This is a genomic window from Tardiphaga sp. GW822-FHT04G09 (assembly GCF_058800725.1).
Map to the genome: position 1 here is coordinate 53,780 of NZ_JBXAMO010000010.1, position 14,065 is coordinate 67,844.

Annotated in this window: 12 protein-coding genes; 9 read left to right on the top strand and 3 right to left on the bottom strand. The window is 61.3% G+C overall.

Going from position 1 to position 14,065, the window contains the following annotated elements:
* The first annotated feature begins 12 nt into the window (after positions 1–12).
* The 3 genes from AC1RLZ_RS18310 to AC1RLZ_RS18320 are packed head-to-tail and all read left to right on the top strand — an operon-like array spanning position 13 to position 4,072.
* Positions 13–1,761 carry a thiamine pyrophosphate-binding protein gene (locus tag AC1RLZ_RS18310; protein ID WP_493189781.1) on the top strand — a complete coding sequence of 583 codons (1,749 nt, stop codon included), beginning with the start codon at positions 13–15 and terminating at the stop codon, positions 1,759–1,761.
* 26 nt (positions 1,762–1,787) lie between these two features.
* On the top strand, positions 1,788–2,825 hold the full coding sequence (locus AC1RLZ_RS18315; protein WP_493189782.1) for a zinc-binding dehydrogenase: 1,038 nt from the start codon (positions 1,788–1,790) through the stop codon (positions 2,823–2,825).
* A 38-nt stretch (positions 2,826–2,863) separates the two neighbouring features.
* Positions 2,864–4,072 carry an ABC transporter substrate-binding protein gene (locus AC1RLZ_RS18320; protein WP_493189783.1) on the top strand — a complete coding sequence of 403 codons (1,209 nt, stop codon included), beginning with the start codon at positions 2,864–2,866 and terminating at the stop codon, positions 4,070–4,072.
* A 228-nt stretch (positions 4,073–4,300) separates the two neighbouring features.
* Here AC1RLZ_RS18320 and AC1RLZ_RS18325 read toward each other — a convergent pair whose 3' ends face one another.
* Positions 4,301–4,477, bottom strand: coding sequence for a VOC family protein (locus AC1RLZ_RS18325; RefSeq protein WP_493189784.1), 177 nt, complete (start codon positions 4,475–4,477; stop codon positions 4,301–4,303).
* Between the two features lie 90 nt (positions 4,478–4,567).
* Entirely contained in the window at positions 4,568–5,059 is a 492-nt protein-coding gene (locus tag AC1RLZ_RS18330; RefSeq protein WP_371421109.1) for a Dps family protein, read from the bottom strand.
* A 264-nt stretch (positions 5,060–5,323) separates the two neighbouring features.
* Here AC1RLZ_RS18330 and AC1RLZ_RS18335 point away from each other — a divergent pair, with 264 nt between their 5' ends.
* From AC1RLZ_RS18335 to AC1RLZ_RS18350, 4 genes are all read left to right on the top strand, one after another.
* Positions 5,324–6,019 carry a class I SAM-dependent methyltransferase gene (locus AC1RLZ_RS18335; RefSeq protein ID WP_493189785.1) on the top strand — a complete coding sequence of 232 codons (696 nt, stop codon included), beginning with the start codon at positions 5,324–5,326 and terminating at the stop codon, positions 6,017–6,019.
* 374 nt (positions 6,020–6,393) lie between these two features.
* A complete protein-coding gene (gene carB, locus AC1RLZ_RS18340) occupies positions 6,394–9,858 on the top strand; it encodes a carbamoyl-phosphate synthase large subunit (protein WP_493189786.1) in 3,465 nt (1,154 codons plus the stop codon).
* A gap of 201 nt (positions 9,859–10,059) precedes the next feature.
* Positions 10,060–10,536 (top strand): transcription elongation factor GreA, encoded by a 477-nt coding sequence (greA, locus tag AC1RLZ_RS18345; RefSeq protein ID WP_371421050.1) that lies wholly within the window; start codon positions 10,060–10,062, stop codon positions 10,534–10,536.
* Between the two features lie 277 nt (positions 10,537–10,813).
* A complete protein-coding gene (locus AC1RLZ_RS18350; RefSeq protein WP_493189787.1) occupies positions 10,814–11,218 on the top strand; it encodes a DoxX family protein in 405 nt (134 codons plus the stop codon).
* A 69-nt stretch (positions 11,219–11,287) separates the two neighbouring features.
* Here AC1RLZ_RS18350 and AC1RLZ_RS18355 read toward each other — a convergent pair whose 3' ends face one another.
* A complete protein-coding gene (locus AC1RLZ_RS18355; RefSeq protein WP_315843818.1) occupies positions 11,288–11,767 on the bottom strand; it encodes an Lrp/AsnC family transcriptional regulator in 480 nt (159 codons plus the stop codon).
* A gap of 261 nt (positions 11,768–12,028) precedes the next feature.
* Between AC1RLZ_RS18355 and trxB the strand changes: the two genes are divergently transcribed.
* Entirely contained in the window at positions 12,029–12,994 is a 966-nt protein-coding gene (gene trxB, locus AC1RLZ_RS18360) for a thioredoxin-disulfide reductase (protein ID WP_493189788.1), read from the top strand.
* A 2-nt stretch (positions 12,995–12,996) separates the two neighbouring features.
* Positions 12,997–13,920, top strand: a complete 924-nt coding sequence (locus AC1RLZ_RS18365; RefSeq protein ID WP_371421110.1) for a LysR family transcriptional regulator — start codon at positions 12,997–12,999, stop codon at positions 13,918–13,920.
* Positions 13,921–14,065 lie beyond the last annotated feature (145 nt).

Sequence of the window (14,065 nt, forward strand, 5' to 3'; positions counted from 1 at the left end):
GACGGAGACGTTATGCACGCATCGACAACTGCTTCCGACAACTGGATCGAGGGCGGAGAACTGCTCGCCCGCACCTTGCGCGATGCCGGCGTCGATATCGTGTTCGCGCTGCATGGGGGGCATCTGGAGTCCTTCTATCGCGGCTGCATCAACAACGAGATCCGCCTGCTCGACTTCCGTCATGAATCTTCGGCCGGCCACGCCGCCGATGGTTATGCGCGCGCAACCGGCAAGCTCGGCGTCTGCGTCATCACCGCCGGACCTGGTTTCACCAATGCAACCACGGCGATCCTGAACGCCCAGCTCGACAGCATTCCGACGCTGTTCGTCATCGGCGCACCGCCGATCCGCGAGGACGAAACCAATGCGCTGCAGGGCGGGTTCGACCAGATCGCGGCCGCGCTCCCGATGACCAAATATGCGCACCGCATCGCCAGCACCGAACGCATCCAGGACCTGACCGCGCTGGCCATTCGCAAGGCCATGACGGGACGTCGCGGCGCCGTCCTGCTCGAACTGCCGATCGACGTGCTGCACATGCGCGCCCATGCCAGCGACATCCGGGCGCCACACGGTCTTCATGTCCATCCGCGCCCGGCGCCGCATCCCGAGGAAGTGACGGCGGCCATCAAACTTCTGAAACAGAGCGATCGCCCCGTCATCATCGTCGGCGGCGAGGCGCGTTTTTCCGATTGCCGCGAGGACCTCATCGCCCTCGCCGAGGCCACCCGCATTCCGGTGTTTTCCAACGCACGTGGCATGGGCGTGTTTCCGTCCGGTCATCCGCTCAACGGTCAGATCGTCGGCAACCTGGCGCTGCTCGGCGATCAGCGTCCCGATGCCGCGCTGCTACTCGGCACCCGCTTCGGCTTCCGCATGGCCGGACGCAGCACCTCATTGCTTCCTGCCGATGCGCGCCTGATCCAGGTGCACAGCGACGCCGGCGAACTCAGCCGCCTGCGTCATGTCGAGATCCCGATCGTCGCCGATGTCGGCGCGGCGATCAATGTGCTGCGCACAGCTGCCGCCGGCGAAACCTGGCCGGAGCGCGCGGCCTGGACCAAATCCGCCACCACCGCTGCCAGCAAATTGCAGGCGGCCTATCCCGAGACACGCGGGCCGGGTGGCATTCATCCATTCCGGGCCGCCGAAGCCGCCGTGCAGGCGGCAGGGCCCAACGCTGCGATCATTCTCGACGGCGGCGAGGCCGCAAGCTGGGCGGCGTTTCATCTCCGTGCCGACCGGCCAGGCCACGTTCAGGGCCTTGGCTATCTCGGCGCGCTGGGAACCGGCCCCGGCATGGCGATCGGCGCGCAGATCGTCGATCCCGACCAGCGCGTCATGCAGATCACCGGCGATGGCGCCATGGGCTTTCATATCCAGGAATTCGACACCATGGTGCGACACCGCCTGCCGATCTGCACCGTCGTGCTCAACAATCAGATCTGGGGTATGTCGATCCATGGCCAGCAGATCATGTATGGCGCGAACTACAGTGCCATCAGCGAACTGAGCGGCACCAACTATGCCAGCGTTGCGATGGCGTTCGGGTGCCATGGTGAACGCGTCACCGACTTTGCAGAGATCGCGCCTGCCATCGCCCGCGCCTACGCCTCGGGTAAGCCGTCCTGCATCGAGATCATGATCGATGCGGACGTGGTCCATCCGGTGACCGTGGCTGCCCTCGGCACCGTCAGCGACGAAAAGCGCGAGATCATGATCCCGTACTACGAGAATATCCCGATCCGGACCCCGGCCTGAGCCATGGGAAATCACACGATCATCCGATGGAACGTCTCATGAAGGCGGCAATATTCGAACGAACGGGTGAGCGGCTTTCGATTCACGAGGTCGAACGGCCGACGCTCGGCGACAACGAACTGCTGCTCAAGGTGGCGTTCACCGGCATCTGCGGCTCCGACCTGCACGCAGCCGAAACGCCGGGCGCCCTCCCACCCGGCACCATCATGGGCCATGAGTTCACCGGTGAAGTCGTTCAGTCTACCTCACCGGGCTGGCAGATCGGCACCCGTGTCGCCACCAATCCGCACTGGGTATGCGAGATATGTGAAAGCGGCGGCAAATGCCATGCGGGGCGCGATCAGGCCTGCGCCAATAGTTGTTTCATGGGCTTCACGTCGGAGGTGCCCGGCGCCTATGCCGAGTATGTCCGCATCCGTGCCTCCCAGGCGATCCGCCTGCCCGACAATGTGAGCCTCCGTGACGGCGCCCTGATGGAGCCCCTCGCCGTCGCGCGACATGCTGTCGACATCTGCGGCGCGCTGACGGGCGACAGCGTCCTTGTCATCGGCGGCGGCCCGATCGGGCTCGGCGTGCTGCTGATGGCCATCCATGCCGGGGCCCGAAAGGTCGTGGTCAGCGAGCCCGATGTGAACCGCCGGGCTTGCGCGCTGCAACTGGGCGCCGCCGCAGTTATCGATCCAACGGCTGAGGATCTGTCATCGGCGATGGTGCGCCTCGGCATCGGCCCGCCCGATGTCGTGTTCGAGTGCGTCGGAGCGCCCGGCTTCCTGCAGCAGACCATCGACGTCATGGCCGTTCGCGCGCGTGCCGTCATCGTTGGCGTCTGTATGACGGAGGACCGCCTGATGCCACGTGCCGCCATTCGCAAGGAAGCGACGCTGAGGTTCGCGCTCGGATATGCCCACAAGGATTTCGAACATGTCAGCCAATATTTGTCTCGTAATCCAGAGAAGGCCGCCGCCATGGTGTCGAAAGTCGTTCCGCTCAGGGAACTTCCTGACGTGTTCGACCAGTTACGAAGCCAGAAATCGCTGATCAAGGTTCTGATCACACCTACCTGACGACCACCTTAAAAAATAAACATGAGGGAGACACGACTATGACGCACATGGACCGCCGTCAGTTTCTGGCGGGCAGCACCGCTGCCGCTATCGCAATGGGCACCGTGGGGGCTCGGGCCGCCGACAGCACGGGCATAACCACGACCGAGATCAAGATCGGATGCACTTCGCCGCAGAGCGGTCCGGTCTCGGCCTATGGAGTCCAGGCTCGATGCCAGGCCGCGTTCTTCAAGATGATCAACGACCGTGGTGGCATCGCAGGCCGCAAGATCAACTTCATCTACTATGACGACGGCTTCAATCCGTCCAAGACGGTCGAGCAGACCCGCAAGCTCGTGGAGAGCGACGAAGTTGCGATGCTCTTCAACAATCTAGGAACCGCACCGAATTCCGCGATCGTCAAGTACCTGAACTCAAAGAAGATCCCGCACATTTTCATTTCCGTGAATGGCGACAAATGGAGTGACTACAAGACCCATCCGTGGACCATGGGCTTCGCCCCCAGTGCCCGCACCGAAGGGGCCATCTTCGTCAAGCACATGCTCGCGGAGAAGCCCGATGCAAAGTTCGCCGTGCTCTATCAGAACGACGACTTCGGCAAAGATTTCGTGCTCGGCGCGCAGGACGCTCTCGGAGACCGCCGCAACACCCAACTCACGATGGTCTCCCATGAGACTTCCGATCCGACGATCGACTCGCAGATCCTAAAGCTCCGGGCCACGGCACCGGACGCACTAATTTCGGGAACGACCGCAAAGTTCACAGCGCAGGCGATCCGGAAGATCGCCGAGACCGGCTGGAAGACGCGGCACTACATCACAGGAGGCTCCTCCTCTTATGCTGGCACGATCGGTCCTGCCGGTCCCGAGAACGCGGTTGACGTGATCTCCTCTGCTTACCTCAAGGACGTCGCGGACCCGGCTTGGAAGGACGACCAGGGAATGAAGGATTTCCTCGCATTCATGCAGAAATACTTCAACGAGGGAAACAAGGACGATTTCTACAACCTGTACGCTTACACGTCGGCGTCCGCGCTGATAAAGGTGCTCGAGCAGTGCGGAGACAACTGGACCCGCGAGAACATCATGGCCCAGGCGACCAACCTCAAGGACGTCGTCGTGCCGACGCTGCTGCCAGGAATTCTGGTCAATACCAGTCCGACGAACTACCGGCCGTTGACGCAGGTTCAGTTGCAGAAATGGGACGGGAAGGCTTGGGTACGTTTCGGAAAGATCTTGGGAGCCTGAGCCCTACGTTTCGGCGCTATAGGTTGGGCCTTCTCAAGGTCGCTCCGATGAGATTCATTCATTCGATAGCGTTCCGTAAGCGCAGGAATCCGCTGTCTTGTGAGGGAGCCATATCTGTGAGAACTGACTTTGGTACGTTGCCTGTAGCAGGTTTCGCGATCGAGATCGACGGCCGGATCAAATCTGAATTCGCCACTTTCGATGGTGCTACAAGCGGCGCGCGCGAACTCAAGGTCCGCTTTCCCCATCTCCAAATTCGGATCTATGACGCGGCCAACAAGAACCGCCTTGACGTTCCAGCGCCCTGATCAGGCACCGCGCATCACCGAACAGCGACACATAGAAATTCATCGCCGCTTCGGCATTGCCCTCGAACATCAGGAAGGTCTTGATCGACTGCACCATCCCGGCACTCCCTCGCTCAACGACAGCATCTCAACACGGAAACGCCCGCTGTGAAGCGGGCGCTTTGACGCATTCAATCGAGAATGAGGCCTATGCCTCGTTGCCGCCTTCCTGACGGGACGCTTCAAACAGGAACCAGGTGCGACGCTCGGTATCGTCGATGTAGTTTTCCAGCAGGCTGGCGCTGGCGACGTCCTTGGCATCGTCGCAAACCTCGTGGGCCTTGCGCATCGCCGCCGCCATCTTCTTGTTGTCGTTCATCAGTTCGCGCAGCATCTCCACCGGCGGCACATAGGCCTCGTCGTTGTCCTTGATGGTCTGCAGTTTGGCGACCTCGCCGATCGAGCGCAGCGTGCGACCGCCGATCTTGCGTACGCGTTCCGCCAACGGGTCCGTGGTCGCAAAAATCTGGTCGGACTGCTCATCGAGCATCAAATGGTAATCGCGGAAATGGCGCCCGCTGAGATGCCAGTGGAAATTCTTGGTCTTCAGGTAAAGCGCGAAGGCGTCGGCTAGCAACCCGTTCAACGCCTTGGCAACCTTGTCCACGGCATCGGCTGAGAGGTCGGTCGGGGTATTCATCTCGGCGGCGATTTTCGGTGTCTTGGTGCTCACGTTACTTACCTTCCTGTGTCGAATGGCTTCATGGCTGGAGGATTGTCTTCAGGGCGGAGGATTTCAGGAAAAAAGGGAGTGGTCTTGGCTGAAAGCACGGCAAATTCTCGAAAACTGCGGTTCTTGAGGGAAAGGCGGTTTCCCCCCCGCCTGAAAACGCTCTAGACCACTCCAACGCATCAAAAATATACGGGTTCCCGATACGGGAACAACAATCGGGCCGAGCCGACGATGGAAGACTGGATCGACTATTACGATTCCACGCATACGATTTACGCGAGCAAACTGCATCGGGACGTGCATTTCGAGGTCATCGCCCGGGACATCATCGGCTACATCGCCTCTAAAGATGCTGTCGTGCTCGACTATGCCTGCGGCGAGGCGCTCTCAGCCGCCAGGGTGGCCGATGCCTGCAGCAAGCTGATCCTGGCGGAGCCTGCCCCCGGCGTTCGTGGCCGGCTGGTCGCCCGCTTCGCACCCAACACCAAAATCCGGGTCCGATCGCTGGAAGAGCTGCGCAACATGACGGCGCAGTCGATCGATCTGGTCGTCATGAACTCGGTGGCCCAGTACATGACGAGCCCCGAACTCGACGAAGCCTTTGCGGTGGTCAAGCGGCTGATGGCGCCCGGCGGCAAGCTGGTGGTCGGCGACATCCTGCAGCCCGATGTCGGCATGGCGACCGATGTCATCGCGCTGCTGAAGCTCGCCCGGGAGCACGGCTTTCTCTGGGATGCGCTCATCGGTCTGGTGCGCACGGCCCTGTCCGATTACCGCCAGTTGCGCACCAAAGTTGGCCTGCAGCGCTACAGCGAGACGGAAATGCTGGCCAAACTGACGGCGGCCGGTTTCCAGGCGTCACGGGCACCGGTCAATATCGGCCACAACTCGTCGCGTATGACCTTCGTCGCCCACCACGCCTTTTGACGGTTTCCAGGCACCGTCGTCCGGAATGTTAGGGTTAACAAAAGGTTCGCGAAACTTCAGGTAGATGACCGGCCCGTGATCGGTAACACTGTGTTCGGCCCGGTGGCGGAAATGTCTACGCGGGGGCGATGCATCGCTCTTTATCCTGGTTCAAGTCCAGGCTGGGCCTCCAACACGCCGGATGGCGCATGAATGGCAAATCACTGAGCAATTGCCGGTTGATGGCACCTTCAAAAGCCTTCCCCGCCCCGTTATAGTGGTCTAAAGACAGCCGCGCGCGAGGATCAGCCTTTGGCTGGTCTGGCGCCCGGGCCCGAGGGACGCGCATATGCGCGCCCTTTTTTTGTGCCGATTTGTCACCACCGCGAGTTTCAATGCCAAAACGCACCGACATATCCACCATCCTGATCATCGGCGCCGGTCCTATTGTGATCGGCCAGGCCTGCGAGTTCGATTATTCGGGCACGCAGGCTGTCAAGACGCTCAAGGAAGAGGGCTACCGGATCGTTCTGGTCAATTCCAATCCGGCCACGATCATGACGGATCCGGAGCTTGCGGACGCGACCTATATCGAGCCGATCACGCCCGAGATCGTCGCCAAGATCATCGAAAAAGAGCGTGGTGATCGCTCCAAGGGCTTCGCGCTGCTGCCGACCATGGGCGGCCAGACCGCGCTGAACTGCGCGCTGTCGCTGCGCAAGCAGGGCACGCTGGAGAAATTCGACGTCGAGATGATCGGCGCCACCGCCGAAGCCATCGACAAGGCCGAAGACCGCCAGCTGTTCCGCGAGGCAATGACGAAAATCGGGCTGGAGACGCCGAAGTCGCGTCTCGCCAACGCCTCGGACCTCAAGAAGCAGTATCGCGACAAGCACAACGCCGAGAAGGAAAAGCTCAGCGGCGACGCGCTTGCCGAGCACGAGCGTCAATGGATCCTGCAGGAAGGCGACCGTCGCAAGCGCTATCAGGAGCACGCCCTCGGCCAGGCATTGATGGCGCTCTCCGAAATCGGCCTGCCCGCGATCATCCGCCCGTCCTTCACCATGGGCGGCACCGGCGGCGGCATCGCCTATAACCGCGAAGAATTCCTCGACATCATCGAGCGCGGCCTCGACGCGTCTCCGACCAACGAAGTGCTGATCGAAGAATCAGTGCTCGGCTGGAAAGAGTTCGAGATGGAAGTCGTCCGCGACAAGAAGGACAACTGCATCATCATCTGCTCGATCGAGAACCTCGATCCGATGGGTGTGCATACCGGCGACTCGATCACCGTCGCACCAGCGCTGACGCTGACCGACAAGGAATACCAGATCATGCGCGACGCCTCGCTGGCGGTGCTGCGCGAGATCGGCGTCGAGACCGGCGGCTCCAACGTGCAGTTCGGCGTCAATCCTGCCGACGGCCGCATGGTCGTGATCGAAATGAATCCGCGCGTGTCGCGTTCGTCGGCGCTGGCCTCGAAAGCCACGGGGTTCCCGATCGCCAAGGTCGCGGCGAAGCTTGCCGTCGGTTACACGCTGGATGAAATCGCCAACGACATCACCGGCGGCGCGACCCCGGCGTCGTTCGAGCCGACCATCGACTATGTCGTCACCAAGATTCCGCGTTTCGCCTTCGAAAAATTCCCGGGCGCCTCGCGCACCCTGACCACCTCGATGAAGTCGGTCGGCGAAGTGATGGCCATCGGCCGCACGTTCCAGGAGTCGCTGCAGAAGGCGCTACGTGGCCTGGAAACCGGCCTGACAGGTCTGGATGAAATCGAGATCGAGGACCTCGGCCGCGGCGACGACAAGAATGCGATCCGCGCTGCGCTGGGCACGCCGACACCGGACCGCCTGTTGCAGGTGGGCCAGGCCATGCGTCTGGGCTGGACCGACGAGGAGATCTTCAACTCCTGCAAGATCGATCCGTGGTTCCTCGCCGAGATGCGCGACATCATCGAGATGGAAGCCAAGGTGAAGGCCAACGGCCTGCCGGGCAACGCCTTCGGCATGCGTACGCTGAAAGCCATGGGCTTCTCCGACGGGCGCCTCGCGGTACTCGCCGGCAAGACCGAAGCCGACGTGAAGGCGCTGCGCCGTTCGCTCAACGTGCGCCCGGTGTTCAAGCGCATCGACACGTGCGCCGCCGAATTCGCCTCGCCGACCGCCTATATGTATTCGACCTATGAGTCGTCCTTCGCCGGTGCCTTCGCCGACGAAAGCCAGCCGTCGGACAAGAACAAGGTGATCATCCTCGGAGGCGGTCCGAACCGCATCGGTCAGGGCATCGAGTTCGACTATTGCTGCTGCCACGCCTGTTTCGCGCTCGCCGATGCCGGCTACGAGACCATCATGGTCAACTGTAATCCGGAGACCGTGTCGACCGACTACGACACCGCGGATCGCCTGTATTTCGAACCCCTGACTGCCGAAGACGTGCTCGAGATCATCGACACCGAACGTCAGAACGGCACGCTGCATGGCGTGATCGTGCAGTTCGGCGGCCAGACCCCGCTGAAGCTCGCGCGCGCGCTGGAAGCCGCCGACGTGCCGATCCTCGGTACCTCGCCGGATGCCATCGATCTCGCCGAAGATCGCGATCGCTTCAAGCGCATCCTCGACAAGCTCAAGCTCAAGCAACCCAAGAACGGCATCGCCTATTCGGTCGAACAGGCGCGCCTCGTCGCGGCCGATCTCGGCCTGCCGCTGGTGGTCCGTCCGTCCTATGTGCTCGGCGGCCGCGCGATGCAGATCATCCGCGAGGAGAGTCAGCTCGGCGACTACCTGCTCGGCACGTTGCCGGAGCTGGTGCCCGGCGACGTCAAGGCGCGCTATCCGAACGACAAGACCGGCCAGATCAACACCGTGCTCGGCACCAATCCGCTGCTGTTCGATCGCTATCTGTCGGACGCAATCGAGGTTGACGTGGACTGTCTGTGCGATGGCAAGGACACGTTCGTCGTCGGCATCATGGAGCACATCGAAGAAGCAGGCATCCATTCCGGTGACAGCGCCTGCTCGCTGCCGCCGCATTCGCTCGATGCCGCGATGATCGAACGGCTGGAGAAGCAGACCTGCGACATGGCGCTCGGCCTCGACGTGGTCGGACTGATGAACGTGCAGTTCGCCATCAAGGACGGCGAGATCTACGTGCTCGAAGTCAATCCGCGCGCGTCGCGCACAGTGCCGTTCGTCGCCAAGGTGGTGGGTATGCCGGTGGCCAAGATCGCCGCGCGCATCATGGCCGGCGAGAAGCTCGCCGACTTCAATCTGAAAAAGCGCAAGCTCAACCACGTCGGCGTCAAGGAATCGGTCTTCCCGTTCGCGCGCTTCCCGGGTGTCGATACGGTGCTCGGTCCCGAGATGCGCTCAACCGGCGAAGTCATGGGCATCGACTCATCGTTTGAAATCGCCTTCGCCAAGAGCCAGCTCGGCGGCGGCACCCGCGTGCCGCGCAAGGGCACCGTGTTCGTGTCCGTGCGTGAGAGCGACAAGACCCGCATTCTCGACGCGGTCAAATTGCTCTCGTCGAACGGCTTCAAGGTACTCGCGACCTCGGGCACCCAACGCTTCCTGGTCGACAACGGCGTGCCCGCCGAAAAGATCAACAAGGTGCTGGAAGGCCGGCCGCACATCGTCGATGCGATCACCAATGGCGAAATCCACCTGGTGCTGAACACAACCGACGGACCGCAGGCGCTTGCCGACAGCCGCTCGCTGCGGCGGGCTGCCCTCTTGCATAAAGTGCCGTATTACACCACTCTTTCGGGTGCCGTGGCGGCGGCACAAGGCGTCCGGGCCTATCTGGGCGGGGACCTTGAGGTCCGCACATTGCAGAGTTACTTTTCCGAAACCTGATTTCGGGCGGACTGCAGGTCCGACGGGATCGGGAATAAGCAGGGCTCGACCGGAACTCGCCGGTCGCGTCTTTGTTTTGTTTCGGCACGCGAAGCCGGCATCTAAAAACTGGCTGCAAGCGCAGCCAAGCCGACATCTTGCAGAACAAATGGTTTCATGCGCGCGCTGCCGCGTGCCGCATGACGTTAAAGGACGAAGAGAATGGTTGAGAAGGTCCCGATGACAGCCGGTGGATTTGCCGCGCTGGAGGTCGAACTGAAAGAACGTCAGTCGGTCCATCGCCCGCGTATCATCGAGCAGATTGCGGAAGCACGCGCTCACGGCGACCTTTCGGAAAACGCCGAATATCACGCCGCCAAGGAAGAGCAGTCGCATAACGAGGGTCGCATCAGCGAGATCGAGGACAAGCTCGCGCGTGCCGATATCATCGATATCTCGAAGCTGTCCGGCGACACCATCAAGTTCGGCGCCACCGTGACCCTGATCGACGAAGACACCGAGAAGAAGACTGTCTGGCAGATCGTCGGCGAACCCGAAGCGGACGCCAAGAAGGGCCGCATCTCGATCACCTCGCCGCTCGCCCGGGCGCTGATCGGCAAAAGCAAGGGCACGTCGGTCGAAGTGGTCGCGCCGGGCGGCGCCAAGGCCTATGAAATCGCGAAGGTCGAGTGGCGCTGATCGACAACGCCTAGCGTAGATGGAAAGCCGCGCCTCAAGCGCGGCTTTTTTATTGCAGTGCTTCCTCTATTGCAGTGCGCTGACGCCGCCCCGTCGTTGCTCGATCAAACAATAGCGAAAGAATTCGAAATAATTGTCACGCGGCTGTGTTTGTATAGGGGGAACTTCCGAATGCACTTGGCTTGAAAAGTGCTTTCATCCGTGGTCGGACCAAAGCGTTAAATACGCATCGTAGCGTCTGACGATTCCTTCACTATTTCTAACTGGGGGACTACCAATGAACTTCGATACCATCACCGCCAAGTACCAACCTGTCGTGCTGAGCCTGCTGCGCTTCGTGACCGGCTTGCTGTTCCTGCAATACGGCCTGGCAAAACTGTTCAAGTGGCCGCCGGTGCCGATGTTCGAGAAGGTCGAGCTGTTCTCGCTCTATGGCGCTGCCGGATCGCTCGAACTGATCGGCGGCAGTCTGCTCGTGCTGGGACTTTTCACTCGGCCAGTGGCCTTCATCGTGGCTGGTGAAATGGCGCTCGCCTATTTCATGGGTCACGCGCCGCGTGGCTTTTTCCCGATCCTGAACAATGGCGGCCTCGCCATCATGTTCTGCTTCACCTTCCTGTATCTTGCCTTCGCCGGCGGAGGCCCGATCAGCCTCGACGCGATGCTGCGCAAGAAGAGCTGAGCTCGACATCACGACAATAAAAAGGGCGCTCACCGCAAGGTGGGCGCCCTTTTCTTGTGGCAGCGGCTCTTAGTCCGCGGTCTTCAACTCAAGCGGCACGGCGGCGGCGTATTTCGAATTCTGCAGAACCAGCGACGTGCGGACGTTGCGGACATGCGGCGCGGCCGTGAGATGGCCGACAAAATCCTGGAAGGTCGCCATGTCAGGCGCCACGCATTTCAGGATGAAGTCGATCTCGCCCGACAGCATCCAGCATTCCCGCACCAGAGGCTCCTTGCGAACGAAGTCCTCGAACGCCTTGAGGTCCGCATCGGCCTGGCTCGACAGGTGAACCGAGGCGAACACGGTCACGTCGAAACCGAGCAATCGGGGGTCCAGCAACCCGCGATAGCCCTGGATATAGCCGGCTTCTTCCAGGGTCCGGACCCGCCGCAGGCAGGGCGGCGGCGAAATGCCGACGCGTTTGGCGAGTTCCACATTGGTGATTCGGCCATCGGCCTGGATTTCACTGAGAATCTTGAGATCGATGTCGTCTAGGCTTTTCGGCACGCGGCGCGGATCCTGGCTGGTATTCAAAGAAACCCTTTGAACTCTCTTAGCGCAGGAGCCGCAACTTGCGCAATTTTATTGCGCGTGCATCGCAGAAATTAAGTGTCTCCGGGGGAAAAATTGCCGGGATGAATTGCAATTCTTGCATGGCTCGCCAGATATTCTAGACTAGCAGACAAGACTTTCGACGCCGCAGCGGCCTGTTCGCCGGCACATTTCGCCTCAGCAATGACCAATTTCCCTTCAGAAAGGGACTCGACCATGGCCGCCCCCACCCATGCCAAAGTCGTCATCATCGGCTCAGGCCCGGCTGGCTACACTGCCGCTATTTACGCCGCACGCGCGATGCTCGAGCCCGTCCTGATCCAGGGGATTCAGCCTGGCGGCCAGCTCACCATCACCACGGATGTGGAGAACTATCCGGGCTTTGCGGACGTCGTCCAGGGTCCCTGGCTGATGGAGCAGATGGAGAAGCAGGCTCATCATGTCGGCACCAGGATCGTCACCGATCTGGTCACTGATATGGACCTCAGCCAGCGCCCGTTCCGCCTGACCTGCGACAGCGGCGACGTCTATCTCGCCGAGACCGTGATCCTGGCCACCGGCGCGCAGGCGCGCTGGCTCGGCATCCCGTCGGAAGAGAAGTTCCAGGGGGGCGGCGTATCGGCCTGCGCCACCTGCGACGGATTCTTCTATCGCAACAAGCAAGTGATCGTGGTCGGCGGCGGCAATACGGCGGTCGAGGAAGCTTTGTTCCTGACCAATTTCGCTTCCCAGGTCACCATCGTGCATCGCCGCGGCCACTTCCGTGCCGAGCGCATCCTGCAGGAACGATTGTTCAAGCACCCGAAGATCAAGGTGGTCTGGGACTCGGCGCTCGACGAGATCTGCGGCACCGAAGGTCCGGCCAAGGTCACGCATGTTCGATTGAAGAACGTCAAGACCGGCGCCATCACCGAGGTTCCAGCCGATGGCGTCTTCATTGCCATCGGGCATGCGCCCGCCACCGAACTCATCAAGGGCCAGATCAAGCTGAAGCCCTCCGGCTATGTCGAAGTGGCCCCGAATTCCACCGCAACATCAATGCCCGGCGTGTTCGCCGCAGGCGACGTGGCGGACGAAACCTATCGGCAGGCGGTCACCGCCGCCGGTATGGGCTGCATGGCCGCCCTGGAAGCTGAACGCTATCTGGCGGCGCATGCTCATGACCGCGCAGCGGCCGAATAATGATGAAACGAACCCGCGACGGATTTACAGATATGGACTGGGACAAGCTGAAGGTGTTTCACGCGGCGGCGGAAGCGGGGAGCTTCACGCATGCAGGCGAGCAACTGGGCCTGTCGCAATCGGCAGTCTCCCGACAGGTCAGCGCGCTGGAGCAGGAACTGGCGGTCTCGCTGTTCCACCGCCACGCCCGCGGCCTGATCCTCACCGAACAGGGCGATCTGCTGTTCCGCACCGCCCATGACGTGTTTATGCAGCTGCAGGCGGCACGCGCGAAGCTGACCGACAGCCGCGAGCGACCGAGCGGCGACCTCAAGGTCACCACCACTCCGGGCGTCGGCATCAACTGGCTGATCCCGCGCCTTGGTGAATTCACCGCGCTCTATCCGGAAATCCGCATCTCGCTGATCGTTACCGACGAGGAACTCGACCTTTCGATGCGCGAGGCCGATGTGGCCATCCGCACCCGCAAGCCGACCCAGCCGGACCTGATCCAGCGCAAGCTGTTCGCCATGGGATTCCACGCTTATTGCTCGCCGGAATATATCAAGCATTTCGGCACCCCGCGCACCCTCGACGAACTCGACGGGCACCGCATCATCATGCTGAGCGACGCGCAGGTGTCCCCGCACCTGCAAAACCGCAGCTGGCTGATCGATGCAGGGCGCAACGGCTCGGGGCCGCGCGAGCCCTACTTCAAGGTCAACAATATCCTGGGCCTGATGCGCGCCTGCCAGCAGGGCTTGGGCATTGCAGCATTGCCGGACTATCTGGTCGAAGAGAACGATCGCCTGGTTCAGCTCTTCAGCGAGTCGGACTCGATTCAACTCGATACTTATTTTGTCTATCCGGAAGAGTTGAAGACGGTCGCTCGTGTGCAGGTGTTCCGCGACTTCATCGTCAGCAAGGCGCAGCGCTGGCCGTCCTAACCCGCAATATTTCAGGGCAGATATGCCCACGCTTCCGACATGTCAGACATGCCAAGTGATGCGTTGCTGCATGCCACCTGCAGGGATCATACTTCTCAGACGCTGAGATTTTGCGCTGCGCATTTGTCCCCCTCCTCCAGTGGTG